Genomic DNA, 24,838 nt, shown 5'->3' with positions numbered 1-24,838 from the left:
ATTCTGCTCGAACAGGTCCAGCACGCAAGCTTCGCCTATTTTTGGCACGGCGCACACCCGAAGAGCGGCTTGGCGCGGGACAGATCTGGCCGAACGGCTGATCCAGCCAATGACCTCGTAGCGATTGGCGGATCGGGTTTTGCATTTATGGCGATTCTGGTTGCTGTGGAGCGCGACTGGATTTCGCACCGGCAAGCCCGCGAGCGCGTTAATATCATGCTGTCTGCATTGGAACACACCCAAAGATATCGAGGTGTTTTTCCCCATTTCATCAATGGCAACGATGGCTCTACCGTTCCCTTTTCAAGACTGGATGATGGAAGCGACCTTGTTGAGACTTCATTTCTCATTCAAGGGCTGGTTTGTGTAAGGCAATATTTCAACTCTGCCAGCGCCGAAGATCTGGCGATACGAGAGCGTATTAATCGCATCTGGAGAGATGTGCAGTGGAACAGCCACGTAAAACCAGGTCGTAACGTTTTATACTGGCATCATAGTCCGAAATATCGCTTCGCCCGGAATGTGCCAATTCAGGGATGGAACGAAGCACTGGTCACCTATGTTCTGGCAGCCTGCTCTGAAGAATACGGCATTCAATCCGATACTTATCATGATGGATTTGCACGCAACGGAGTATTTCTCAACGGACGTGACTACTATGGTGTAAAATTACCTCTAGGAGCCGATTATGGCGGCCCTCTATTCTTTGCACATTATTCATTTTGTGGATTGGATCCGCGAGGACTGTCCGATCAATATGCGGATTATTGGGAGCAAAATCAAAATCACAGTCGGATCAACTATCTGCATAGTGTCCATAACCCACATGGTTATAAGGGTTATGGCGCCAATTGCTGGGGGCTGACATCGAGCCACGGACCAAAAGGGTATCTAGCCAGTTCACCGGCATCCGATTTCGGGGTGATCGCACCGACGGCTGCTTTAAGCAGCATGCCCTACACACCCAGAGAATCCATGCAGGCACTTCGCCATTTTCTCAGCTTGCCAAAGGGCAAGATGACAGGTCGGTTCGGGTTCGTTGACGCATTCTCGCCTGCTACTGAATGGTATGCACGGACTTATCTTGCAATCGATCAGGGGCCCATTATCGCCATGATAGAAAATCATCGGAGCGGCCTGCTTTGGAAGCTGTTCATGAGCGCTCCGGAGATAAAGCACGCATTGCTGAAACTTGGTTTTCAAAGCCCGCACATGGAAAATCCGGGGAACCAAATCACCGCTGAGCCATTGCGTCAGTTCATATAACCAACCAGTTTTCAATTAAGTTCAATTCAATCCAGGGGCCGGTAATGAAAGTTCACGCCGTTTTCAACCGCGATGGCGGCACATTCCGCACGATGGACATGGATCTGTTTACACAGACCGCAAAGGACATTTTCGAAAAGCACGGGCACAGTTTTCAAAGCGAAGTCGTTGCGGGGAAGGATGTTGTAAAAGCCTTGAAACGTGTGGCAACTGAGGCTGGTGCACATGTACTCATGGCTGGCGGCGGTGACGGCACAATTTCCGCGGCGGCCGACATCGCCTGGAAGGCAAAAGTGCCACTTGCAGTGCTGCCTGCCGGCACGATGAACCTGTTCGCACGGGCATTAAAAATTCCATTGGAGCTCAATGCCGCTCTCGAAAGTCTTGCGAGCGGGCAGATCGAAGCAGTGGATATCTCTACTGCCAACGATGAAAGCTTCGTGCACCAGATATCCATCGGTTTTCAACCGCAGATGATCAAATTTCGCAATACGCTCACATATCACTCCCGTTGGGGTAAGCGATTGGCGAGTTTTCGCGCTTTTCTCAAAGCGATGGCCAAACCACCACGCTTTTCCGTTAGAATGACCATCGACGGATTTCCCACCGAAAGAACGGTATCGGCGATTTCAGTATCCAATAATCCATACGGTCAGACCATGCTGCCCGTTCCAGATGACGTAAATAAGGGCGAGCTGGGAGTCTATATCGCGGGCAGCCTCACGTCTGGGACACTTATGAAGCTGACTTTGTCGGTTATTACGGGCTCGTGGCGCCGGAATGCAGATGTCGAGGAGGTATTGGCGAAAGAAGTACAACTTCACTTCCCGCACAAGAGAAGAAGCGCCAAGGCAACGATCGATGGAGAACTGATAGCGTTGCCCAAAGACGTGGAAATTAAGATACATGCAGGCCAGCTGAAAGTGCTGGTCCCGCTAAGACCAGATCAGGAACAAGACAGGGCGACTGACGCCGCCCCGCCTCTCTGAAATGATGCTGAGTTAGCTCTTCTTCTTTGACTTTTGCACAGGTGCTGCCTGGACCGCAGTTTTCTTCGCAGCTGCGGCTTCTTCAGCAGCAACCTGATCTGCACTTTTCGGCATGGTATCGACTATCGAACGCACCTTGCCTTTATCGGTAACGGTACACATGGCATCGCGAATATCCGCCCTCAGGCGCACCTGATTTACGCCGCCGCCAATTGGTTCAGCATCCACAGCAGTTATATGATTTTCCGTTAGAAAATATTTCGACGCCGCAGCAGATATGCATGGATCAGCCAGCGCTGCATCAACAGGTGGCCGAACAGGGGCAAAGGTCGGCATGATTGTAGGCCGCATATTTGGTTCGCTCGTCGTGGAACACGCTGCCAAAGGGATAAGAATCGCCAATGGGGCAATCCGGCATAGGATGTTGTTGGGCAGGCGCATTGCTCTCTCCGCAAAAGTCGTCTCGAAGGGTGTTGTATAAGGCGGAAACTATTCGCTTTTTAACAATTGTCGAGTGGCACAACTGCCACAATGGGACTTTATTGCAACATTCATTCAGGAGGGAATGGATAGCATCCAATTCAACACCAGTCGCCAATCGGTCATGCGAATAGGTGTCCCGTGATTACCACTCTCAAATCTGTGAAATTTCACCGGATACGCGGACTCCTGCGCTCGAATTTTCCGATAGAATGCCTCTTGATTGCTGATCGAAAACACAGGATCACGACTCCCGTGGCCGAAAAATACGGGAATTCGGCGTTTAAAAGCCGCAGAACTAAAAAACTCGTCGTCCCATAACGAACCGAGCAAGATCAAACCAGATATGTTTTTGGAAGCTGCAGTGTCGTTTGCCAAACGCCAACACAACTGCCCTCCCATCGAACCGCAGGCGACGATCAGCTTCGCTCTGGGTGATTGAGCTTTAAAATAGCTGATGAGACTTGAAATTTCGTTCGCGCCCTTTTCCCCGAAATCGCTAAAATCCGGAGAAAGATACAGTCCGTCATTCTCGTTCAGCAGGTTCTTGAGGCGATTGAAATTACCCCCAAAAGTGTAGTCGTTCATCCCTTGTTGACGGTTGCCGCCCTGACCATGGAGATAGATCACTATAAATGAGGCACCGCCGGTAGCTTTGCCAACCGTCATAACCTTCATCGCACCGGCATCTGTGGTAACCGTCAGATCCTTCTGCGTACGTTTGGGCTGCATTGACAGATAGGTCTGCTTGACACGCCGCTCCGGGATTTGGTCGCGCCCGTTAATATCGCGCATTTCATTGTAATTGATGACGACATAATCGCCGTTGTCACCTGTTTTCAAAATTTCCGGATAGGCAAATAAACTATCCTTATATGGAGCGATTTGAGCTGCTGACGCTGGGCCGCAAAAAAATATAATGATCAATGCCGCCAAAAAACCGAGCTTGTTCAATTTCCATCCTTGCCTAGATTGTCGCGAGCGCGAAACGCCTTGATTACACCCCCGATGATCGCAACTGCAATCTCCTGCGGGCCAACAGCACCGATATCCAGACCGATCGGGGCATTGATCGAGCTTATATGATCGTCATTAAATCCCAGCGACTTCAATCGTTCAATGCGTTTTGCATGAGTGGTGCGGCTACCAAGGGCTCCGATGTAAAAACACCCGGCTTTCAGGGCCATTTCCAATGCTGGATCATCAATCTTTGGATCATGTGATAAAACCGCCATGGCGCAATAGCTATCAAGAGGGCGTTCGAGCAGCACGTCATGCGGCCAGTCGGCATAGACCGCCACATCTGGAAAGCGCTCTGGTGTCGCGAATGCGGATCGGGGGTCGATGATCTCCATCTCGTAACCAGCGGCCTTTGCCATTGGAGCAAGTGCTTCGCTGATATGAACGGCACCTATGACAACGAGGCGCGGTGACGGCAGATAGACGTTCAGAAAAAAAGAGCTGCCGTCGATCTCGATAACGCCAGATTGCCCTGTCAAAAATGCTTTCCTGATGGCCTCGCCCAATTTACCAGCTACAGGGTCCGTTTCTTTTACTACCCGATCGCGCCCATCTGTGAGGTCAGTCAATAGAATTACGGCGCGGCGTTCAAGCCGCTCTTTATTGAGTTTCTTCAGGCAAAAGGGATCCATAGTTAGCCCAGGCGCTCAACGTAAACTTTGATCCGTCCACCACACGACAGTCCCACTTTCCAAGCGGTTTCATCGGCAACTCCAAATTCAAGCATAGCCGGTTTACCGTGGCGGATCACATCGGCAGCTTCTGCGATCACGGCAGCTTCAACGCATCCTCCGGACACGGAACCTTCAAAATTCCCCGAATTATCAATAACCAATTGACTTCCTGCCTGGCGCGGTGACGATCCCCATGTCTCTATGACCGTGGCTATTGCAACATCCCGGCCTTCCAGCATCCAGCGTTCGGCAATGATTAGCGGATCTGGCGGTTGTTGTAGAACCACGGCCTATTCTCCAACGCGATGATAGCCACGGTTGAGGTAGACCAGCGAGTTTTCATAATCGCCCATATTGATAGCGGTCACTTTGCCATAAATTACGTAGTGGGTGGCGACTTCATGGGTATCGATAATCCGACAATCGAAACTTGCAAGCGCATCTACCAATACGGGGGCACCAGTTTGCGCCGTATGCCAGTTTCCAAGTGCGAATCTGTCAGCCTGTGAGAGATCACCCTTGCCTGAAAACGCTTCCGACAGCGCTTGCTGCCTATAAGACAGCGTATTCAAGGCGAAGACCTGATTTTCGATAAAGAGATGATTGAACTCATGCTTGCGGTTTAGGCAAACGAGCATGGTCGCAGGGTCGTCAGATACCGAACAGACAGCCGATATTGTTACGCCGCGACGCCCGGCTGGGCCATCAGTGGTCAGGATATGGACGGCTTCAGCAAAATGGCTCATCGCATTGCGAAACGCGAGGGGCTCTATCTTCTGGTCTTTGGCGATAAACACAGTACTTTTTCCATTTGTCCTCGCATCACTACCGCAAGATGTATCATTTATATAGGGTCGGATTGCACTAAGTGAAGGAAACAGTTACCGAAAACAGGCTATTGGTTACAGATACGAGGAAACGGCAATTTTTCGATGACTTTACTGATCCGCGCGACAACCTTCGCCCTTGGCTTGGTTTTCTGCACTACCGCATATGCCGAAGACAAAATTGGTGTTGTCGCGCCAATCTCGGGCACGTTTTCGCGCTTGGGCAATCAGTTGGTGGACGGCGCTGCAATAGCAATCGCATCAGACAAAAGCGGGCAAGGGGCATCAATAGTAACCGCTGACGACACTTGTACGGCAACGGGCGGCGCTGAGGCTGCGAAACAACTGCTTCAATCGGATGTGCTGATTGTCGTGGGATTTCTATGCACAGAAGCACTTGAGGCCGCTTTGCCCATTCTTGGTCAAAAAGGTATCGCAATCATCACGCCAGCTATACGTTCGCAAACGCTGACGGAGCTACGAACCGACCAACGCTATCCTGTTTTCAGGCTTGCTCCTTCAAACCGGAATGAAGTGAACGAAACCAGCGCCATACTGGCTGACCGTTGGCGTTCCACGCCCTTTGCCATAATTGATGACGGAACAATCTTCGGGCGTGAGCTAACCTCCGGTATTCGTGCGCGGCTTGAAGAGAAAGGCTTAAAGCCGGTATTTTCAGATACGTACAGGCCGGGCCTCGACAACCAGAATGCCCTCGTCGGACGCCTCAAACGCGCTGGTGCCACTCAGGTGTTCGTTGGTGGGGAACGTGATGATGTCGCAGCAATTGGTCGTAGCGCCGCGATATTGGATTACCCCTTGACGATTATCGGAAGTGAGGCGCTAAACGCCTTAGGCCATGAAAATGACCTTGCAGTGGGTACGCTCATGATCGCGCCCCGTGCACCGCAAACATTGGAGAGCGCTCGCGCCGCCAAAAACGCCATTGAGCTCGCAGGCAAAGTTCCAGAGGGCTATACGATCGCTGCCTATGCCGCCGGAGAAGTTGCTTTGGGCGTGCTGCAAGCCGCAAAGTCTCAGGCGGGTTCAATTAACGAGCTGCTCCGCAAAACTACTTTTGAAACAGCGCTCGGACCTGTGCAGTTCGATGCTGCGGGCGAACGTATTGCCGACACTTATCGCTTGCAAAAATACGATGGAAAACAATTTGTTCCGGAGACCAATTAATGGCACTGCGGGCCGGAGCTCTCAATCTCATTACCGATGTTGGCGGCCTTAAGGTTGGCAATGCTTCAAGCGAACATGTGAAGTCGGGCTGCACCGTCATACTTTGCGACACACCGGCAACAGCAGCAGTCCAAATACTTGGCGGAGCGCCTGGCACGCGTGAAACGGATTTGCTGGAGCCGCATAATACGGTTGAAGCCATTAACGCACTTGTTTTGTCTGGCGGCTCGGCTTTCGGACTTGATGCCGCATCGGGTGTTCAAGCGGCGTTGCGCGAAATGGAAGTGGGTTTTGAAGTCGGCACTCAAAGGATTCCCATTGTTCCTGGAGCAATCCTTTTCGATATGCTCAATGGCGGCGACAAGAATTGGGGCCGATACCCGCCCTATCGTGAGATGGGATATGACGCGGTTCACACAGCATCGCGGAATTTTACCCTTGGCACGATTGGTGCCGGAACAGGCGCAACAGTGGCCGGCTTGAAAGGCGGATTGGGGTCCGCCTCAGCGGTTCTGGACAACGGAACAACAATCGGCGCTCTGGTGGCTGTCAATGCGCTTGGCATGGTTACCGTCGGAAATACGCGACACTTCTGGGCTTCTCCCTTTGAAATTGCTGATGAATTTGGCGGACTTGGCCTGCCCCACCCTCTCCCCGGCGAAGCCGCTGATATCCGTACGAAATTCAGTGTTGCAGAACACAACGCCAACACAACAATCGGCGTCATTGCCACAGACCTCATACTTACCAAAGCTCAGGCCAAGCGTTTGGCTATAGCCGCTCATGATGGTTTTTCCCGCGCGATATGGCCATCCCATACACCGTTCGATGGCGATCTTATCTTCGCTCTTGCTACAGGAACAGCGGGCAGAGCGCCGGAAATCGGGGAGTTCATTGAACTTTGTGCAACCGCAGCCTCCACAATGGCGAGGGCTGTGGCACGCGGTGTCTATGCCGCCACCCCGGCCGATAATGATCCCCACCCTGTCTGGAGTTCTCTGAGCTAAGCTTGTGCGGTAAAGCTGCACATGATAGGTCCGCGCCAACCATTTCCCTATCCGGAGACTACCATGAGCCGTCCGCTCGTTATCGCCCCGTCCATTCTGGCATCGGATTTTTCCAAGCTTGGCTCAGAGATAACCTCCGTGCTGAACGCTGGTGCAGATTGGATACATATTGATGTCATGGACGGACATTTCGTGCCCAATATCACCTTCGGCCCGGATGTTGTGAAAGCGATCCGGCCTCTGACCGATGCGGTGTTTGACACGCATTTGATGATCGCCCCATGCGACCCATATATTGAAGCCTTTGCCAAGGCGGGTTCAGATATCATTACGGTTCACGCGGAAGCAGGACCACATTTGCATCGTTCCTTACAAGCCATTCGCACCTTTGGGAAAAAAGCTGGCGTTGCGATCAATCCCGCTACGCCCGAATCCGCAATCGAATATGTTCTCGATAATGTTGATCTAATTCTGGTGATGACTGTCAATCCGGGCTTTGGCGGACAGAAATTTATCGCTGAAATGCAGGATAAATTGAGGAAAATCAAAACGATGATAGGCGGCCGGCCTATCGATATCGAAGTCGATGGCGGTATTACGGCAGAAACAGCGCCATTGGCGGTCACCGCCGGAGCCAATGCGCTTGTTGCAGGTTCAGCAGTTTATAAAGGCGGGACAGAAGCGCATTATAAAGCTAATATCGACCTGATACGGAGCTCGATTAAAAAGGGATCGTAATGCCATACCGCCAATTATCGAGATTGAGCCTGTTGGCCGTAATGGTTGCGATGCCAAACATGGCTCAGGCTGGCGATGCAGCAAAGCTTGATATTATTGGTTTTTCCAAAGATGGCGGCATTTTCGCCTTTGAAGAATATGGCATACAGGATGGCTCGGGCTTTCCATATGCAAACCGGTTCTATATCGACACAGCCACTGACAAATTTCTTGCAAAAACGCCGGTACGTATAAGGCTGGACGACGAGAATTCGTCCGTCGAAAAAGCTCGCAGCAAGGCGGAACAGGACGGTCAAAATCTGACATCTTTGCCTGATACCGAGCTACGCAAAAACGCTGGTCATACGGTTGCATTCAATCCCGTAACAGAGCTTTCTTCCGATCCATTCAAGGTGATCGTCAACCCAAGGCCGGTCTTTCCGGCACTTGATGCCAGCCTGACAATTACACTTCAGGAGATCCCTGCTCCTGCCAGTGAAACATGCAATAAAACGGGTGAAATCAAAGGGTTCCGGCTTACACTTGCTGAGTATAAGCCTGACGCCAAGTCCGAATTATTGCATGAAGACCAAGCTATTCCCACCAGTCGCGGTTGCCCTCTCGGCTATAGTATCGGCGCCGTCCAGACCTTTTATCCAGACAATGGCAAGCCCGTTGTCGCTGTCATGATTTCGGTTCGCGGCGTTGGTTTTGAGGGCCCTGACTACAGATGGCTGGCGGTGACGAAACAGCGATAATCCACACCAACCGATGCCAGCCGCAAACTGGCATTGAGTGATGCGCCCCGGTCTGATAGACCGCACAGAAATCCAAGACACACCCGCCGACAGGAAAACATATGATCCCGCGCTATTCGCGGCCCGAGATGGTCGCAATCTGGTCTCCCGAGACAAAATTCCGTATCTGGTTTGAAATCGAGGCACACGCCTGCGACGCACTTGCCGAGCTGGGCGTGATCCCGAAACAAGCTGCAAAAACGATCTGGGAAAAAGGCGGCGCGGCGACATTCGACATTGATCGCATCGATGAAATCGAGCGCGAGACAAAGCACGATGTCATTGCTTTCCTTACACATTTGTCCGAAATCGTCGGACCGGATGCGCGTTTCGTGCACCAAGGAATGACCTCATCTGACGTTCTCGACACCTGCTTCAATGTGCAACTCATGCGTGCCAGCGATATCCTTCTGGATGACCTGGATCGGCTATTGGCAGCCTTGAAAGTTCGCGCTTTCGAGCACAAGGATACAGTCACGATCGGTCGCAGCCACGGCATTCACGCCGAACCGACAACCTTCGGCGTAAAGCTGGCTCAGGCCTATGCGGAATTCGAAAGATGCCGCAACAGACTGGTGGCTGCCCGTGAGGAGATTGCAACCTGCGCCATTTCCGGCGCTGTCGGAACTTTCGCCAATATCGACCCACGCGTAGAAGAACACGTGGCTAAAGCATTGGGAATGCAGGCAGAACCAGTTTCCACGCAGGTTATTCCGCGCGACCGTCACGCCATGTATTTTGCAACCTTGGGTGTAATTGCTTCTTCGGTTGAGCGTTTGTCGGTCGAAATACGCCATTTGCAACGCACGGAAGTATTGGAAGCGGAAGAGTATTTTTCACCCGGGCAAAAAGGCTCTTCAGCCATGCCGCACAAGCGGAACCCGGTTCTAACCGAGAACATGACCGGCCTCGCCCGCATGGTTCGCGCTTTCGCACTTCCTGCAATGGAAAATGTGGCGCTTTGGCACGAACGCGATATTTCACACTCATCGGTTGAGCGCATGATCGGTCCGGATGCGACAATCACCCTGGATTTCGCCTTGGCCCGCATGGTTGGCGTGATCGAAAATCTGCTGGTCTATCCAGATAATATGTTGAAAAACATGAATAAATTCCGTGGCCTGATTCATTCTCAGCGCGTATTGCTTGCGCTGACGCAGGCCGGCGTTTCGCGTGAAGACTCCTATCGCCTCGTCCAACGCAATGCGATGAAAGTGTGGGAACACGGCGCAGATTTCCTTGAAGAACTGCTGGCCGATGCTGATGTTCGAGCTTCTCTTCCGGAGGAAGTCATTCGCGAGAAGTTTGACCTCGGCTATCATACGAAACATGTCGATACGATTTTTAACCGGGTGTTTGGCTCAACCAACAACAACTAAATTGAAGCTTCCGATTGAAAAAATGCAGCAAAATTTGCCCATTCTTCAGCAAGATTTCAGAAATCTCGCGCAATATCCTGGAAGAATTTCAATTTGACTGGTGGAAAAAGGCCTTTTGGCTAGCAAAAACGGCATAAATACTGAAAATAACAAAAAAGAGGAATTGAACGATCGTTCAATTCCTCTTTTTCATTCAAGCCAAGAATTGGACAAGACGAGCGCTCAACTATCACGGCCTTCAATCCCAAAAGGACCGTTCAACTTCGCGGCGAGCTTCGCGTTTTGAAATGCCGATATCCCGAAGTTGATCATCAGTCAGTTCACTGAGATGAATGCGGGTTCTCCGCTTCATCATAGCCAAGCTGAACCAGTTGAGCGCTGCCGAAACCCGATGGAATAGGCTATGGCGCGGCTCAACGAACTTGTTTGTCTTGCAACAGGCATCAATTGTGTCAATTGTACTCATTTTTATCACCTTTCAAGTCGAAATTGACTCGAACATTGTTCGATACTCTAATGAATTGACTCCGTTTGAATCGCAATATATTCATTGTCACCATGACAAATTGGCTTCCGAACCTCGAAACTGACATTGAACCCCAACAACGCCGCGGCCCGCTCTATATGCGGCTGGCAAACCGGATTGAATCCGACATAGCGCAAGGGGTTCTTCCGCCCGGCACCAAGCTGCCGCCGCAACGCAATCTCGCCTTCGATATTGGCGTGACGATCGGCACGGTGGGCCGCGCTTATAATCTCATTCGCGAACGAGGATTGGTCACGGGAGAAGTCGGGCGTGGCACCTATGTCACCAGCCACAAGGATGTTCCACTGGTGGAGCGTTCAAATCAGTCCACACCCTTTGGCGGAACGCGCGGCGCAATTATTGAGCCGGGTAATATCCGCCTCGACTCGACCGCTGCCATTGATGTCGGCCAATCTGAGTCGATAGAACGGTTGCTGCAAAACATTGTGCGACAATACCCCCGCGAGGTAACCAGCTATTCCCGCACCCTGCCCCAAGGCTGGCTTGAGGCTGGAAGCAAATGGCTCTCAACCGCAGATTGGGCGCCAGAGCCCGCATCAATCGTGCCAACACTTGGTGCCCATTCGGCAATTCTTGCGATCATTGCAGCGGTCACTGCCCCCGGTGACAAAATCGCTTTTGAGGATCTGACCTATTGTTCTGCCGCGCGCAGCGTCAATCTCATGGGGCGACGCAGCATCATCATGCACACACAGGCCGGATATGCGACACCAGACGATTTTGAGCGGCTTTGTGCGCAACAACACCCGAAACTCGTCTTCCTCATGCCGTCACTGCATAATCCCACAGCGACAACCATGCCTGAGGACTATCGCCACGCATTTGCCGATATCGCACGCCGCTATAATGTCTGGATCATTGAAGATGATTTATATGGTTCGGTGATGAAGCGTGAACTTACAGCCATCGCGCGTCTGGCGCCCGAGCGCACATTTTACATCGGCGGCCTATCTAAATCGGTCGCAGCTGGCGTGCGCGGCGGCTGGGTGGCATGCCCGCCAAACCTGGCGACCCGCGTTTACACCGCCCATAAAATGCTTACCGGCGGAATGCCGTTCACTATGGCGGAACTTGGCGCACAATTGGTCAATTCAGGTGAAGCGGATATAATCCGCAACAAGGTTTGCGAAGAGATCCAAGCTCGTGAAGCAATTGCGCGCAGCATATTTGCGGGATTGGATTTCAACTCACAGCCGCTTGCAACATTCCTCTGGGTAAAACTTCCCGATCCCTGGCTTTCTGCGACATTCAAGAATGCCGCCCTCAATGAAGGCGTGCTGATTGATGACGAGGATGAATTCAAGCCCGGCCGTACGGAAAAGACCTTTCATCGCGTGCGGCTTGGGATAACAGTGCCTGCAACCCGTGAGGAACTGACCCAAGGGTTTTCAATCGTCCGCCGCCTGATGGACACGGATAATGCGAGTTATGACAGCTATTCGTGAAGCCGTGCGGGATACTCGCATGGCTTTCATTAAGGTCTTTAAAGGCGCGCTCAGTTGAGTTCTTGCGCTAGTCCGATGAGAAGTCCTTCAGGACCGCGTATGTAGCAGAGCCGGTATATCTCTTTATATTGCACGACTTCACCTACGAGCTGCGCGCCGCGTTTATAGAGCCGTTCAAGCGTCTCATCGATGTCATCCACGGTGAACATGGCGCGAAGGTAGCCCAAGGCGTTTACCGGAGCATTGCGGTGGTCCGCGACAACAGCCGGTGCGAGGAAGCGGGATAATTCGAGCCGGCTGTGCCCGTCAGGCGTACGCATCATGGCAATCTCGACGTGCTGATCGCCGAGCCCTGTCACACGCCCTGCCCATTCTCCTTCGATCGTGGCCCGACCTTCAAACTCAAGGCCAAGCTCCGTAAAGAATTCAATCGTCTCTTCGAGGTCCTCGACGACGATTCCTACATTGTCCATCCGTTTGAGCGCCATGGGCCCAAGCTACCCAATCTGCAAGGTGCCGTCCAGCCCAACAACGAACACGTCATTCAACAGTGCTCGCGGGCAAGCCTATAAGTATTCAAGGATTTTCAATCGCCCTCATCAGGCAAACTTGTCTGTCTCTCCGCGCTCAGAGGGATGCAAATTATCCAACAGCATGTCGAGAAAAGCGCGGACCGCGACAGGCAAAGTGCGATCTTCCATTGTCAGTATATGCAATACGCTGTCAGTCATAACCTCGTCATCAACTGGAACAGCGATAAAGTCCCCCATGTCCGTACGCCCGGGCGTACGGATTGCACTGGTAAAATGTATGCAGTCGGCAGCGTCAGAAAAGCGTCGCAAGGCTGAAATGCAGTTGGTGGACATGACAGGCTCCACGACAAGCCCTTGCATGGCAAAAGCTGCATCGATCAGATGGCGCTGTGTTCGCCCCTTGTCCGGCAAGGCAACAGGATAGTTCAGCGTCTGTGTCATGGTCACGGATTCGAGGCTCGCAAGCGGGAGATGTTTTGGAATCAACGCGTGCATCGGACGGCGGACAACCTGCTCGATTTTTACGCCGCGAGGCGGCGCCAGATTAAAGGTCGTACCTATATCGGCTTCGCCGTCTTGAATGAGCTGCGCCACTTCCACCGAGTTTCCAACCCACAGATGAAAGGTTACGCCGGGAAAGCGCTTGCGGAATTCGGCGATGGCTTCGGAAAGAATATCGACGGCAAAGCCTTCATAGCTGGCCAGACGCACAAATCCCCGATCCGGCACCTGCAATGCTTTGATCTCGGCGGTGGCGCGTTCAGCATCAAGCATGGTTCGCCGTGCATGAGCCGACAGAACCTCGCCCGCCGCGCTCGGAACCATGCCCCGCGGCCGTCTCTCGAACAATTCGACACCCAATTCCCGTTCCAGCTTGGCAATTTGCCTGCTGATTGCAGAGCTTGCGACATTAAGCCGGTAGGATGCATCGGCAATTGAACCCGACTTTACGACCTCGAGAAAGTAACGAAGTGACGTGCTTTGCATGGCGTTCCTGCGTTGCCATTTTGGCAATGGTTTATACGAATTAAAGCGATTGTGGCATGTTTATGACGCTGATATCAACGTCAAAAAGGTCAATCAGGCCGTGTGGAACATTAAATTGGGAGTCTCGATGAACGCGTTTTCTATCGAAGCCATCAAATATGCAACGGAAACCCGGCACTACATTCATACAAATCCTGAACTGAAATATGAGGAGCATGGCACTGCCGATCTGGTGGCAAGCCGACTTCGCAGGTTGGGTTATGATGTTGTTACAGGCCTTGCCGAGACGGGTGTTGTCGCCACTCTGGATACTGGTCGTCCCGGCCCAACAATCGCGTTCCGCGCGGATATGGACGCATTACCCATCATCGAGGAAACAGGACTACCCTACGCCTCGAAAATCCATGGGAAGATGCATGCCTGCGGCCATGACGGGCACACGGCCTCGCTGCTTCTGGCCGCCGAAGGACTGGCGGAATCAGCTGACCGGTTTACAGGCCAGCTAAAGCTCATTTTCCAGCCAGCTGAAGAAGGCGGGCTTGGGGCAGCCCGAATGATTGAAGCGGGTGCATTGACGGGCGTGGAAGCCATTTATGGCTATCATAACCGCCCGGGATATCCACTTGGCCGTGTCTTTGCCAAATCCGGCCCAACCATGGGCGGTAGTTCGCTCTATGAAATATCAATTTCCGGCAAAGGCGGACACGCGTCGCGACCCGATCTTGCTGTCGATCCGATCTTCGTGGGAACCGCAGTGGTACAGGGCCTGCAAAGCGTGATCTCACGTCGCCTCTCGCCGCTCGAATCCGGCGTGGTCACCGTCACACAATTTCACGGTGGAAACAGCCACAACATTATCCCCGTCAGCGCCTCGCTGATCATCAACACACGCGACGGATCGCCCGCCGCCTATGCGGTGATCGACAAGGAACTGCGGCTGGTCGTAGCGCAGATCTGCGAAGCGCATAATGCGACAGCCATGATTAGCCAGCAAATGCGTATCCCCGCTGTTGTGAACAATGCGGAGGAGACCGAATTTGTGATTGCAACCGCCATAGATACCGTAGGCGCTGATAAGGCTGGCAGGATCGATACGCTTCCAACCATGGGCGCGGAAGACTTTGCATTCTATCTGGAACGCATACGCGGCTGCTTCTTCTTCGTCGGCAATGGCGAGGACGGCGCCTATCTGCACCACCCGCTTTACGACTACCGCGATGAAATACTTCCCGTGGCGGCGGGAATGTTTACGGCCATAGCAGCCCGACGCCTTGCGCCGCGCTGATTTATTTCTTCCATTCTGATTGAAGGATATTCGCATGCAGCGATTTCTCAGCATTATTGAACGGGCCGGCAATCGCTTGCCCCATCCATTCATTCTCTTTCTCATTCTCTGCGTTGTTGTCGCCATAGTATCCTGGCTGATGGCTATGGGTGGTGCGAGCGGCATCAATCCCAAAACAGGCAAGGAGGTTTTCGTACAAAGCCTCATTTCCGGTGAAGGCCTCGTATTCGCCCTCACCACCATCGCCAAAAACTATGTCATGTTCCCGCCGCTCGGCGTGATCCTCGTCATCATGCTGGCAATCGGCGTTGCCGACCGTGCCGGACTGATCGCCAGCCTGATGCAGATCAGTGTCATGAAAGCACCCCGGCAGTTGACGACATTCGTCATTTTCCTCGTCGGCATGTGCAGCCATGTCGCTTCCGATGCTGCCTATATCGTATTGATCCCGCTGTCAGCGATGATCTTTCAGGCTGTGGGGCGCAACCCGCTCGTCGGCGCTGTAACGGGCTATGTTGCAGTGGGCGCTGGCTACGATGCAAGCTTGCTGATTACGCCGGTTGACGTGATACTTTCAGGAATAACGACAAGCGCCGCTCATACGATCAATCCGCAGGCCTATGTCTCGCCGCTTGACAATTACTACTTCATCGCCTGTTCGGCGCTGCTGCTTTCGCTTGTGGGTACATTCGTCATTGAGCGGATTGTCGAGCCGCTGGCTGGCAAATATCACGGCGATGTGGTTCTCAATCTGGAACCTATTGGTGCAACTGAGATGCGCGGCCTGAAGCTGGCAGGCTGGGCAGCACTGGCTTTCGTTATTGTCGTGGTTGCCATTACCTTGCCTGCCGCCTCGCCTCTGCGCAATGAGACAGGGGGGTTGGTACCCTCGCCGCTGCTTGAAGCCATTGTCGCGCTGCTGGCCGTCTTCTTCCTGCTTGTCGGCTGGATATACGGCAAAGCCGTCGGCAAGATAAAGAATGCCCGTGATGCGGTTTCCCTGATGTCAGAAGCGTTGAAGGACCTTGCGCCGACATTGGTGCTATTCTTCGCAATCTCGCAGTTTCTTGCGTGGTTCAAATGGACGAATCTTGGCGAATGGATCGCGATCAGCGGCTCGCACGTGCTTGATGCCAGCGGTTTTGCCGGTACGCCCCTTGTGCTTGCCTTCATCATGCTGGCGACCGTCATGAGCGTTTTCATCACCTCAGGTTCTGCTCAATGGTCGCTGATGGCACCAATATTCGTGCCGATGATGATGCTGGTGGGTCTGGAACCAGCGCTGGTGCAAGCGGCTTTCAGAATATCGGATTCCGCTACCAACGTAATTTCGCCCATGAGCCCGTATTTTGCGGTCTGCCTTGCCTTCCTGCAGCGCTACCAGAAAGATGCTGGCATCGGGACATTGGCCGCGATGACGCTGCCCATATCCATCGGATTCCTGGTTGCCTGGACAGCCTTCCTCGTTTTCTGGATTGAAGTCGGGCTTCCGCTGGCACCGGGCGTTGGTCTGTTCACGAAATAAACGAACCCGGAGAGCGGATCGCAATAAACGCTATTCGCTCTCCAGCATTTCCTTGACCGCTGTTGCCAGTTGCTTCAGCGAGAACGGTTTCGGCAGGAAGCCGAATTTCGCATCTTCCGGCAGGTTCTTGGCAAAGGCATCTTCCGCATAGCCGGAAACGAAGATGAACTTGATATCTCCGTAATCCTTGCGCAGTTCACGCAACAAGGTCGGACCATCCATCTCCGGCATGACAACGTCAGACACAACAATGTCGACCTTCCCATCCAGCTCTTTCATGACCTCCAGCGCCTCAACGCCGCTTGACGCTTCATGCACCGTGTAGCCACGGGATTGAAGCGCGCGCAGGCCGCCCATCCGCACGGCGTCTTCATCTTCAACCAGAAGCACGGTTGCAGTGCCGGAAAGGTCGGTTGCCTTTTCGGGCTTCTTTTCTTTCTTCGGCGCTTCGATCTGAATGACTTCGCCTTCGGCATTCAATATTTGCGGCTCGGCACCTTCCACGAAGCGTGGCAGCAGGATGCGGAATGTTGATCCCTTGCCAAGCTCGGATTCGGCATGGATGGAGCCACCAGTCTGCTTGATGATGCCATAGACCATGGAAAGGCCAAGGCCTGTGCCCTTGCCCACTTCCTTGGTGGTGAAGAAAGGCTCGAAGATCTTGGCAATGGTTTCGGGCGTCATGCCTGTGCCGCTATCGACAACCTCGACCACCACATAATCGCCGGGCACGACATCGCGGTAATTAAGGCGGGCCGTTTCCGCCTCACCCATATTGCGGGTGCGGATGATCAAATCGCCGCCTTCAGGCATGGCATCACGCGCATTAACGGTCAGATTGACCACGACCTGCTCAAACTGGCCAAGATCGGCCTTGACCTGCCATAGATCGCGGCCATGCTCGATCCTGAGGTTGACCTGCGTGCCGGCAAGACGCGTCAAGAGCATCCGCACATCGGCAATGACGTCCGTGAGGTTGAGAACTTCGGGACGCAATGTCTGGCGGCGCGAGAATGCCAGTAGCTGACGAACCAGCGAGGCAGCGCGGTTTGCATTCTGCTTGATGTTCATAATGTCGGCAAAGGATGGGTCCGATGCGCGATGATTGGTCAAAAGCAGATCGGACGACATGATGATTGCCGTCAGTACATTGTTGAAATCATGCGCGATGCCGCCTGCAAGCTGCCCGACAGCCTGCATCTTCTGGCTTTGCGCCATGGTGGCTTCAAGCGCCTTCTGCTCGGTGGTTTCAACCACGGAGACAATGGCAGCCTCTTCAGCTCCATCCTCTCCACCGGCATCGAAAACGGGGCTGATATAGAACCGCAAATGCCGGTCCTCATTGCCCGGAATAACCGTATCGACTGGAGAAATTTCTGCTTTTCCGGCAAAGGCTGAGGCCAATGCACGATCAAACGCCTCGCGGTCACGTTCATGCACCACGGTTTCCAGCGGGATGCGCCGGTCAATATCATCCCGGTCGACCACGGGAGCAAAAAGGCCAAGGAAACGCGCATTGGTGCGCAATATCTTGCCGGTTGAATCGACAGCGGCAATAGCCATAGAGGCGGAATTGAAAAAGCGCGTGAACCTTACTTCCGCAGCACGCAGCGCCGCCGAAGTATCTTCGCCCTCGGCCCGATCAAGGACTATTGTGCGCGTCGGACCACGCTTGCCGTCGCGCTGTGCCTGAACCCGGTGGTAGAAGCGAACGGCAAGACTCTGGCCATTGGCCTTTTCCAGATCAAGATCGATAACGGTATTGCGGCTTGTTCCCGCTTCCGTCTTGACTGCATTTATCAGCGCCATTCCATTGCCGGCTACGATCTCGCGCACGGTCATGGAGCCGGGTGTGAAGCGTGTCAGATCAATGCCCAACCACTCGGCCAACGTCGCATTGATATAGATAATGCGGCCATCGGGATCGGCGGAAAAGAAACCGGCGGGCGCATGATCGAGGTGATCAATGGCCTCCTGAATATCCTGAAAATAGCGCTCCTGCTCGGCGCGCTCGGCGGAAATATCGGAAATCTGCCAGGCATAGACAGGGGCGGTCTGATCGGGAATGCCGGCAACGGCGCGCGCCTTGACGCGGTACCAGGTCGGCACCGGTTCGCGCGATGGATCAAGCGGGCGTGACAGGCGAATCTCTTCCTGTCCGGAAATTCCATCACGCAAGCCATTGGCAAGGCGGTAAATCGGATCGGATGCAGCTGGCTCTCCGGAAAGAATATGTTCGATCGGGCGCACATCATCCGAACTCGTTACGCCCGTCATCTCGGCATAGGCACGATTGGCATAAACAATGCGCCCCTTCTGGTCGCAGACGACCGTACCTTCCGGGTAAGTATCGACAAAGGCGCGGGTCAGCTCATCACTCGTGCCGCGTGGCGTAAATTGAATGACATTAATGGCCGAGCCAAACAGGTAGAAAACGCCGGTCATGGCAAGCAAACCAAGCAGGCCAAGCAGGAATTGCTGGCCGAGCTGGTCGCGATAGATGAAATAGAGGACGGAAATCCCGACCAGCACGATACCCAGCAGGATCAGGCGCAAGCCTGCCCTGTTCGATTTCGTGTTGGCGATGATCGGTTCCGGATAAAGATCGCTATTCGTTTCTCGAGACATATGTCTACTATTCGCTTCTTGAGACATATGTCTCAGGCCCCTTTTTCATCGCCCAACCAGCATGCTGCCGTTTGGCCTGCTGCTTGTGTCATACTTCTCGAATCGGTTGGATCATATCTTTCACCGGCGTTAAACCCTATCCTTTATCGGATAAGCTTTATTCCACGCCTTATAGGGTAAAACTGTTTTAAAATCATCAGGGTTGCGACTGTGAAGTCCACTCTGTAGTGTCACGCGAAATTATGCTGCGAAGCCCGTGTCGGGGAACAAGTTTTCGGGCTTGGTGGAATATTATAGAGGAGAGTTTGTCATGAATGCATGGCTTGCCACTATCGTCGGCGATACTGCCGCCCCCATTGTGGGATTCATTCTTCTGTTTGCACTGGTCATTGCGCTGCTCTTGCTTGTGTTTGCCGTGTTGCGGCGGGTAACAGGCGGCACGTTCGTGGCGGGTGGGCGCAACCGGCAGGTTCGGCTCTCGGTGACCGATGCCGCTGCTGTCGACAACCGCCGGCGGCTTGTGCTCGTGCGGCGCGATGATGTCGAGCATCTGATCCTCATCGGTGGGCCCAGCGATATCGTCATCGAGCAGAACATCCGGCAATTTGCCAAACAGTCCTCGCGTATCGAACCTGCGGCAACCACTTCCCCCGAACCTGAGCTAAAAACAGAGCGCAAACCCGTTGAGCCGCCGCGCGCCGAGCCGGTTTCTCCGGCACCACAGGCAACCGCGCCAGTGACACGGCCGGCACCACCCTTGCAACAGGCGCCGCAAGTACCGCTGCGCACGCCAACGCCAGCGCCACAGCCGACGCCGCCTCGCGATGTGAGGCCACCTGAGCCGCGCCAGCAGCCAGCGACGGCGCCTTTGCCTCCTATCCCGCCAATGGCACCCATTCCGCCCATTACAGCAACGCCTGAGCCTGCACGGCCACTGCCCTATATGCCTCCGACGGTCGCTGCGGCAGCAGCAATTGCAGCAGAAGTGGCTCCCACCATTACAGTGCCAGTGCGTGACGCCAGCAATGGCTGGGAACGCACCGCTTCGCCGTCTTTTGGCAGCGAAAGCAAGGCTGAGCCCGTGGTGGATGCACCGGAGCCGCCAATCGATGCGCCGGAACCCGTCAGGCAGTTTTCCGGCGAACAAAGAGCCAGCACAGCCGCGGCATTCCCGTTTGCCGCACGCAATGAAGCGGTCTACCGCGAGCCTTCACTCGACAATATCGAGCCTGAGGAGACTTCCGAGCCGGAGATCACGCTAAGCGACGCTGATTTTTCGGACGCTTTCGATCCGGAATTGGCGAGCGAACTCAATATCGCCCCCGGTGAAGAGATCGACAGGGAAGAGCAACCGAAAAAGGCTGACGATATCGAGGATGAGATGGAACGCCTGCTCGGCGATCTGTCGCGGCCGGATCGTTAGAGGAGTACGGTCCGATTGCATAAGAGCATCTGCGTGGTTCGAACCACGCAGAAATAAATCCGCAAAATAAAAAAAGCCCGGTTTCCCGGGCTTCTTTTTTAAAACTTAAGCTCAATCGTCGCGGTAGACTTTCTCGCGTCGCTCGTGACGTTCCTGAGCTTCGATGGACAATGTTGCGATTGGGCGTGCATCAAGCCGTTTGAGGCTGATGGGATCGCCTGTTTCTTCGCAGAAGCCATATGTTCCATCATCGATGCGCTGCAAGGCTGCATCAATCTTTGAAATCAGCTTGCGCTGACGATCACGAGCCCGAAGCTCGATGGAGCGGTCTGTTTCTGAAGAAGCACGATCAGCAATGTCCGGCAGATTTGCATTTTCCTGCTGTAGGATTTCGAGCGTTTCGCGGGCTTCCCGCAAAATGTCGTTCTTCCAGTCAATCAGTTTTTCACGAAAGTAGGATTTCTGCCGATCACTCATGAAGGGCTCGTCATCCGTGGGCTTATAGTCAAGATCGATAAGTTTATTCATCATTGAATCACCCTGCACCTTTTAGACGCGAGGAGGCCTATATAGGTCGTGTCCGATGAGCGCACAACTACAAAAAGACATAGCAAATCAATAAAGAAGCAGGGCGAAATCGCTTAAAATAGTGGCATTTAAGCCGGATAAATGGAATTTTCGCGACGTCAGAGCAGGGAAACAAGGCCAAAACTTGGCATTTCTCACCCTCAGAGCTCTACTTGCGGTTGCGCTTTGCCTCGCAAAATTGCACCTCGCACAGAATATTCGCAGGCAGGTTTTGCACACTTATTTGAGAAATGGTGCATTTGCCGCATGATCCAAAGCGGATATTTGCGTCAAAGAGTGAAGCATGGCACCTTTCCAGCCTGTTCCAGAACGGAGATAAGTAAATGAGTCTCGTCTACCTTCTCCGTCATGCCAAGGCGGTCTGGCCAACACCGAGTCAGAAGGATTTTGATCGTACGCTGGACAAGGATGGCACGGAAGCGGCCAAAATCCTCGGGCTGGAAATGAAGCGTGCACAACTGAAACCGGATGTCGTGCTGTGTTCAACTGCAATCCGCGCCCGCCAGACGCTGGAATATGTAGGGTTGGAGCCACCCTTTATATTACAGGAACTCGAAAAACTATATTCCGGCGGTCCAGACACCTATCTGATGGCCATTCGTATGGCCGGTCTGGAGCATGAGGGCAGCCAATCGGTTATGCTGGTGGGCCATAACCCCATGATGGAGGAAGTGGCCATGGCACTGTCTGGTCGTGGCGATCCCCCTACGCACCCGACATTTGTCTCCGGATTTCCCACAGCCGGTCTTGCGGTGATCGAGTTTGAGGAACCCTTGGCGGAAATTCGTCCCGGCAAAGGAACGCTGCGGGAGTTCTTTTCACCCTCGGAGCATTTGTGAGATTCGGATTGCACACACTTTGTGCGTGGTTCGCACAACAATCCTGCAAAACAACGTACCTTGAGTTTGACACAAGCAGCCCCCAAATGGGTCGCAGAAGAACGCCGCAATAGGATTGTCGATTGGGAACATTCACCACAGGACTGACGAGTTGGGCCGACGAGGCAAGAATTGCGCTGGATACGCTGACCGAGCGTACAACTTCCTTAGCCTCCCCCTCCGTCCGCATCGGCGTGACAGGGCTTTCCCGCGCAGGCAAAACAGTCTTCATCACCGCGCTCGTGCACAATCTGATCCATGGCGGGCGCTTGCCGCTGTTTGAAGCGCAGAAATCCGGCCGGATTGCCAAAGCCTATCTGGAGCAGCAACCGGATGATGCCGTTCCACGATTTCAATATGAAGACCACCTGAAAGCATTGATCGAGGACCGCATCTGGCCGGATTCAACCCGGGCGATCTCCGAATTGCGCCTGACAATCGAGTATGAATCCGCATCCGCATGGGGACGCATGTTTTCCGGCGGCAAGCTTTCTGTCGATATTGTCGATTACCCCGGCGAATGGCTGCTCGATCTGCCGCTACTCGGCAAGAACTATAATGAGTTCTCGCAGGATTCATTCGAATTGGCGCAGCTGGAAAGCAGGCGCGATCTGGCTGAAGATTGGCTCAAATCCGCAGCGTCAGCAAATGCATCTGCCGATGCCGATGAAATGACAGCGCAGAGACTGGCAAAAAGCTTTACCGCCTATCTGAAGGCGGGAAAGGCCGATGAAAGGGCACTCTCCACGCTGCCTCCGGGCCGTTTCCTGATGCCCGGCGATCTGGAAGGCTCACCCGCCCTGACATTCGCGCCCTTACCCGGATTGGGACAGGAAAAACACAAGTCCGGCTCGCTTGGCGCCATGATGGAAAGGCGCTACGAAGCCTATAAGACGCACGTGGTAAAGCCGTTCTTCCGCGAGCATATTGCGCGGCTGGACCGGCAAATCGTTCTGGTGGATGCCATGCAGGCGATGAATGCCGGTCCCTCCGCTGTTGCCGATCTTGAACGGGCATTGACGGAAATCCTTTCCTGTTTTCGTCCCGGCAGCACGAATTTTCTGACCGGGCTCGTACAGCGGCGCATCAGCCGCATTCTTGTTGCAGCAACAAAGGCAGATCATTTGCACCATGAGAGCCATGACCGGTTGCAGGCCATCGTACGCCGCCTTGTCGATCGCGCGATAAGCCGCGCTGATTTTACCAGCGCCAGCGTCGAGGTGTTGGCAATGGCCGCTGTGCGAACAACCCGCGAGGCAACTGTCACCCAAGGCAAAGACATATTGCCGGTCATCGTCGGGACACCACTGAAAGGCGAGACAATAGACGGCGAGAAATTCGACGGAAAAACCGAAACAGCCATATTTCCCGGTGACTTACCGGAAAAACCGGATTCAATATTTGAAGGACCGGAATCAGTATCTGAAGATCCTTCTATCCGCTTTGTCCGTTTCCGCCCTCCCAAACTGGAGAAAACGGCAGAAGGCTTTACGCTTTCACTGCCGCACATAAGGCTGGATCGGGCCATACAATTCCTCATTGGAGATCGCCTCGCATGAGTGAAAAACGCAAGCCAGCTTCGTTTCGCATGGACCAGCCGGAGGAAGAAAAAGCCTCTGCAAAGGCTGTCGAGGCAGCACCAGCGGCACAGCGCAGGCCAACAGCGATCAAGGATATTGCTGTTGTAACGCCCGCCGCGGTCGATGTGTTTGACCTTGATTCTGAGGCTGCCAATGAGCTGGATGCCCTGACCCCGCCGCCAGCTCTGGCGAATAGAAAGAAGTTTTCATTCGCCACAGTCTTTACCGGCGCAATTGGGGTGCTTGCATCGCTGGCGCTGGGCCTTTGGGCCGACAATCTTATCCGCACGCTTTTTGAACGTGCGCCATGGCTGGGCTGGGTGGCGCTTGGGGTCACGATACTCGGTGCCTTGGCGCTAATCGCTATTATTGTGCGCGAAACACTGGCCTTGCGCCGCCTCGCCTCAGTGCAGCATTTGCGTGACGAGGCAGCCAAGGCGGCGATGGAAAATGATCCGGTGCAGGCAAAGGCTGCTGTGGCCAAGCTCGTCAGCATTGCCGAAACCCTGCCCGCCACCGCCAAGGGCCGCGCGCTTCTGCACGACTTGCGTGATGATGTGATCGATGGGCGCGATTTGATACGCCTGACGGAAACCGAATTGCTGCGCCCGCTTGACCGGCAGGCGCGCGAAATGATCCTTGCCGCCTCAAAGCGCGTTTCGATTGTCACGGCTGTCAGCCCCCGCGCGCTTGTCGATATCGGCTATGTCATTTTCGAATCAGCGCGGCTTATCCGGCGGCTATCTGAACTCTATGGAGGCAGGCCGGGAACGCTTGGCTTCCTTAAGCTCACGCGCAATGTCATCGCCCATCTGGCCGTGACAGGAACAGTGGCAATGGGCGACAGCATCATTCAGCAACTGGTCGGCCATGGTCTTGCCGCCCGGCTTTCAGCCCGGCTTGGCGAAGGTGTGATCAATGGCTTGATGACGGCTCGCATCGGCATTTCAGCGATGGATCTGGTGCGGCCCTTCCCGTTCAACGCTGAAAAGCGCCCGGGAATTGGTGATTTCATCGGCGATCTGGCAAGGATCGGCGGTGTTAAAAAGCCCTGACCGGGCAATAGAAGCATTTC

General features: G+C 53.8%; 24 protein-coding genes. 14 read left to right on the top strand and 10 right to left on the bottom strand.

The features are described from left to right. The first annotated feature begins 147 nt into the window (after positions 1-147). The gene (locus ACTJI9_RS03520; protein ID WP_440806013.1) at positions 148-1,266 is read left to right on the top strand and encodes a glucoamylase family protein; all 1,119 of its coding nucleotides are present in this window, start codon (positions 148-150) and stop codon (positions 1,264-1,266) included. Positions 1,267-1,310: 44 nt separating this feature from the next. Continuing rightward, the gene (locus ACTJI9_RS03515) at positions 1,311-2,255 is read left to right on the top strand and encodes a diacylglycerol/lipid kinase family protein (protein WP_336439917.1); all 945 of its coding nucleotides are present in this window, start codon (positions 1,311-1,313) and stop codon (positions 2,253-2,255) included. A gap of 12 nt (positions 2,256-2,267) precedes the next feature. On the opposite strand, the gene ACTJI9_RS03510 is transcribed toward ACTJI9_RS03515, so the two are convergent. The 5 genes from ACTJI9_RS03510 to ACTJI9_RS03490 all read right to left on the bottom strand — a co-directional run bounded on the left by ACTJI9_RS03510 (position 2,268) and on the right by ACTJI9_RS03490 (position 5,175). Continuing rightward, positions 2,268-2,696, bottom strand: a complete 429-nt coding sequence (locus tag ACTJI9_RS03510; protein ID WP_115052787.1) for a hypothetical protein — start codon at positions 2,694-2,696, stop codon at positions 2,268-2,270. A gap of 114 nt (positions 2,697-2,810) precedes the next feature. Then, the gene (locus ACTJI9_RS03505; RefSeq protein ID WP_440806010.1) at positions 2,811-3,689 is read right to left on the bottom strand and encodes an alpha/beta hydrolase; all 879 of its coding nucleotides are present in this window, start codon (positions 3,687-3,689) and stop codon (positions 2,811-2,813) included. After that, positions 3,686-4,387 carry an XdhC family protein gene (locus ACTJI9_RS03500; protein ID WP_440806007.1) on the bottom strand — a complete coding sequence of 234 codons (702 nt, stop codon included), beginning with the start codon at positions 4,385-4,387 and terminating at the stop codon, positions 3,686-3,688. The genes ACTJI9_RS03505 and ACTJI9_RS03500 overlap by 4 nt, the downstream gene beginning before the upstream one ends. 2 nt (positions 4,388-4,389) lie before the next feature. Next, entirely contained in the window at positions 4,390-4,668 is a 279-nt protein-coding gene (locus ACTJI9_RS03495; protein WP_115053277.1) for an XdhC family protein, read from the bottom strand. 51 nt (positions 4,669-4,719) lie between these two features. Next, positions 4,720-5,175: a flavin reductase gene (locus ACTJI9_RS03490; protein WP_307286584.1), complete on the bottom strand. Its 456-nt coding sequence runs from the start codon at positions 5,173-5,175 to the stop codon at positions 4,720-4,722. 186 nt (positions 5,176-5,361) lie between these two features. On the opposite strand from ACTJI9_RS03490, the gene ACTJI9_RS03485 reads away from it, so the two are divergent. The 5 genes from ACTJI9_RS03485 (at position 5,362) to purB (ending at position 10,344) form a co-directional block, all read left to right on the top strand. Next, the gene (locus tag ACTJI9_RS03485; protein WP_440806005.1) at positions 5,362-6,444 is read left to right on the top strand and encodes a branched-chain amino acid ABC transporter substrate-binding protein; all 1,083 of its coding nucleotides are present in this window, start codon (positions 5,362-5,364) and stop codon (positions 6,442-6,444) included. Beyond that, positions 6,444-7,451, top strand: a complete 1,008-nt coding sequence (locus ACTJI9_RS03480) for a P1 family peptidase (RefSeq protein WP_440806003.1) — start codon at positions 6,444-6,446, stop codon at positions 7,449-7,451. Before ACTJI9_RS03485 ends, ACTJI9_RS03480 begins: the two co-directional genes overlap by 1 nt. A 63-nt stretch (positions 7,452-7,514) precedes the next feature. Next, complete coding sequence (gene rpe / locus ACTJI9_RS03475) at positions 7,515-8,189, top strand: ribulose-phosphate 3-epimerase (protein ID WP_440806001.1); 675 nt, start codon at positions 7,515-7,517, stop codon at positions 8,187-8,189. Between the two features lie 41 nt (positions 8,190-8,230). After that, positions 8,231-8,926 (top strand): DUF2259 domain-containing protein, encoded by a 696-nt coding sequence (locus ACTJI9_RS03470; RefSeq protein ID WP_440806232.1) that lies wholly within the window; start codon positions 8,231-8,233, stop codon positions 8,924-8,926. Positions 8,927-9,027: 101 nt separating this feature from the next. Continuing rightward, the gene (gene purB / locus ACTJI9_RS03465) at positions 9,028-10,344 is read left to right on the top strand and encodes an adenylosuccinate lyase (protein ID WP_440806000.1); all 1,317 of its coding nucleotides are present in this window, start codon (positions 9,028-9,030) and stop codon (positions 10,342-10,344) included. 238 nt (positions 10,345-10,582) lie between these two features. Here purB and ACTJI9_RS03460 read toward each other — a convergent pair whose 3' ends face one another. After that, positions 10,583-10,810: a DUF1127 domain-containing protein gene (locus tag ACTJI9_RS03460; RefSeq protein ID WP_440805998.1), complete on the bottom strand. Its 228-nt coding sequence runs from the start codon at positions 10,808-10,810 to the stop codon at positions 10,583-10,585. A 92-nt stretch (positions 10,811-10,902) separates the two neighbouring features. Here ACTJI9_RS03460 and ACTJI9_RS03455 point away from each other — a divergent pair, with 92 nt between their 5' ends. Next, positions 10,903-12,336, top strand: coding sequence for an aminotransferase-like domain-containing protein (locus ACTJI9_RS03455; protein WP_307285632.1), 1,434 nt, complete (start codon positions 10,903-10,905; stop codon positions 12,334-12,336). A gap of 50 nt (positions 12,337-12,386) precedes the next feature. Here the strand turns inward: ACTJI9_RS03455 and ACTJI9_RS03450 are convergent, their stop codons facing one another. After that, positions 12,387-12,824, bottom strand: coding sequence for a VOC family protein (locus ACTJI9_RS03450; protein WP_115052777.1), 438 nt, complete (start codon positions 12,822-12,824; stop codon positions 12,387-12,389). A gap of 111 nt (positions 12,825-12,935) precedes the next feature. After that, positions 12,936-13,856, bottom strand: coding sequence for a LysR family transcriptional regulator (locus ACTJI9_RS03445; RefSeq protein WP_440805995.1), 921 nt, complete (start codon positions 13,854-13,856; stop codon positions 12,936-12,938). A gap of 127 nt (positions 13,857-13,983) precedes the next feature. Between ACTJI9_RS03445 and ACTJI9_RS03440 the strand changes: the two genes are divergently transcribed. Continuing rightward, a complete protein-coding gene (locus ACTJI9_RS03440; protein WP_115053275.1) occupies positions 13,984-15,141 on the top strand; it encodes an amidohydrolase in 1,158 nt (385 codons plus the stop codon). Positions 15,142-15,175: 34 nt separating this feature from the next. Further along, positions 15,176-16,666 carry an AbgT family transporter gene (locus tag ACTJI9_RS03435; protein WP_307285641.1) on the top strand — a complete coding sequence of 497 codons (1,491 nt, stop codon included), beginning with the start codon at positions 15,176-15,178 and terminating at the stop codon, positions 16,664-16,666. A gap of 30 nt (positions 16,667-16,696) precedes the next feature. On the opposite strand, the gene cckA is transcribed toward ACTJI9_RS03435, so the two are convergent. Next, positions 16,697-19,294 (bottom strand): cell cycle histidine kinase CckA, encoded by a 2,598-nt coding sequence (gene cckA / locus ACTJI9_RS03430; RefSeq protein ID WP_115052774.1) that lies wholly within the window; start codon positions 19,292-19,294, stop codon positions 16,697-16,699. A gap of 310 nt (positions 19,295-19,604) precedes the next feature. Between cckA and ACTJI9_RS03425 the strand changes: the two genes are divergently transcribed. After that, entirely contained in the window at positions 19,605-20,717 is a 1,113-nt protein-coding gene (locus ACTJI9_RS03425; RefSeq protein ID WP_440805992.1) for a hypothetical protein, read from the top strand. A gap of 111 nt (positions 20,718-20,828) precedes the next feature. Here the strand turns inward: ACTJI9_RS03425 and dksA are convergent, their stop codons facing one another. Next, entirely contained in the window at positions 20,829-21,245 is a 417-nt protein-coding gene (gene dksA, locus ACTJI9_RS03420; protein WP_040854267.1) for an RNA polymerase-binding protein DksA, read from the bottom strand. 383 nt (positions 21,246-21,628) lie between these two features. Between dksA and ACTJI9_RS03415 the strand changes: the two genes are divergently transcribed. The 3 genes from ACTJI9_RS03415 (at position 21,629) to ACTJI9_RS03405 (ending at position 24,818) form a co-directional block, all read left to right on the top strand. Then, positions 21,629-22,144 (top strand): SixA phosphatase family protein, encoded by a 516-nt coding sequence (locus tag ACTJI9_RS03415; RefSeq protein ID WP_307285650.1) that lies wholly within the window; start codon positions 21,629-21,631, stop codon positions 22,142-22,144. Positions 22,145-22,266: 122 nt separating this feature from the next. After that, positions 22,267-23,742 carry a YcjX family protein gene (locus ACTJI9_RS03410; RefSeq protein ID WP_440805989.1) on the top strand — a complete coding sequence of 492 codons (1,476 nt, stop codon included), beginning with the start codon at positions 22,267-22,269 and terminating at the stop codon, positions 23,740-23,742. Then, positions 23,739-24,818, top strand: coding sequence for a YcjF family protein (locus ACTJI9_RS03405; RefSeq protein ID WP_440805987.1), 1,080 nt, complete (start codon positions 23,739-23,741; stop codon positions 24,816-24,818). The genes ACTJI9_RS03410 and ACTJI9_RS03405 overlap by 4 nt, the downstream gene beginning before the upstream one ends. The last annotated feature ends 20 nt before the right edge of the window (positions 24,819-24,838 follow it).

This window comes from Phyllobacterium sp. 22552 (genome assembly GCF_052044585.1).
Lineage (GTDB): Bacteria > Pseudomonadota > Alphaproteobacteria > Rhizobiales > Rhizobiaceae > Phyllobacterium > Phyllobacterium ifriqiyense.
Note: the sequence above shows the minus strand (reverse complement) of the source record. Positions and strands in the feature narration are given on the sequence as shown.

Coding starts and splice junctions, on each gene's coding strand:
- dksA (WP_040854267.1), bottom strand. CDS start 21,245: ATGAATAAACTTATCGATCTTGACTATAAGCCCACGGATGACGAGCCC.
- ACTJI9_RS03485 (WP_440806005.1), top strand. CDS start 5,362: ATGACTTTACTGATCCGCGCGACAACCTTCGCCCTTGGCTTGGTTTTC.
- ACTJI9_RS03405 (WP_440805987.1), top strand. CDS start 23,739: ATGAGTGAAAAACGCAAGCCAGCTTCGTTTCGCATGGACCAGCCGGAG.
- ACTJI9_RS03510 (WP_115052787.1), bottom strand. CDS start 2,696: ATGCGCCTGCCCAACAACATCCTATGCCGGATTGCCCCATTGGCGATT.
- ACTJI9_RS03495 (WP_115053277.1), bottom strand. CDS start 4,668: ATGCTGGAAGGCCGGGATGTTGCAATAGCCACGGTCATAGAGACATGG.
- cckA (WP_115052774.1), bottom strand. CDS start 19,294: ATGTCTCGAGAAACGAATAGCGATCTTTATCCGGAACCGATCATCGCC.
- ACTJI9_RS03470 (WP_440806232.1), top strand. CDS start 8,231: ATGGTTGCGATGCCAAACATGGCTCAGGCTGGCGATGCAGCAAAGCTT.
- ACTJI9_RS03460 (WP_440805998.1), bottom strand. CDS start 10,810: ATGAGTACAATTGACACAATTGATGCCTGTTGCAAGACAAACAAGTTC.
- ACTJI9_RS03440 (WP_115053275.1), top strand. CDS start 13,984: ATGAACGCGTTTTCTATCGAAGCCATCAAATATGCAACGGAAACCCGG.
- purB (WP_440806000.1), top strand. CDS start 9,028: ATGATCCCGCGCTATTCGCGGCCCGAGATGGTCGCAATCTGGTCTCCC.
- ACTJI9_RS03500 (WP_440806007.1), bottom strand. CDS start 4,387: ATGGATCCCTTTTGCCTGAAGAAACTCAATAAAGAGCGGCTTGAACGC.
- rpe (WP_440806001.1), top strand. CDS start 7,515: ATGAGCCGTCCGCTCGTTATCGCCCCGTCCATTCTGGCATCGGATTTT.
- ACTJI9_RS03435 (WP_307285641.1), top strand. CDS start 15,176: ATGCAGCGATTTCTCAGCATTATTGAACGGGCCGGCAATCGCTTGCCC.
- ACTJI9_RS03445 (WP_440805995.1), bottom strand. CDS start 13,856: ATGCAAAGCACGTCACTTCGTTACTTTCTCGAGGTCGTAAAGTCGGGT.
- ACTJI9_RS03520 (WP_440806013.1), top strand. CDS start 148: ATGGCGATTCTGGTTGCTGTGGAGCGCGACTGGATTTCGCACCGGCAA.
- ACTJI9_RS03455 (WP_307285632.1), top strand. CDS start 10,903: ATGACAAATTGGCTTCCGAACCTCGAAACTGACATTGAACCCCAACAA.
- ACTJI9_RS03415 (WP_307285650.1), top strand. CDS start 21,629: ATGAGTCTCGTCTACCTTCTCCGTCATGCCAAGGCGGTCTGGCCAACA.
- ACTJI9_RS03425 (WP_440805992.1), top strand. CDS start 19,605: ATGAATGCATGGCTTGCCACTATCGTCGGCGATACTGCCGCCCCCATT.
- ACTJI9_RS03450 (WP_115052777.1), bottom strand. CDS start 12,824: ATGGCGCTCAAACGGATGGACAATGTAGGAATCGTCGTCGAGGACCTC.
- ACTJI9_RS03480 (WP_440806003.1), top strand. CDS start 6,444: ATGGCACTGCGGGCCGGAGCTCTCAATCTCATTACCGATGTTGGCGGC.
- ACTJI9_RS03515 (WP_336439917.1), top strand. CDS start 1,311: ATGAAAGTTCACGCCGTTTTCAACCGCGATGGCGGCACATTCCGCACG.
- ACTJI9_RS03490 (WP_307286584.1), bottom strand. CDS start 5,175: ATGAGCCATTTTGCTGAAGCCGTCCATATCCTGACCACTGATGGCCCA.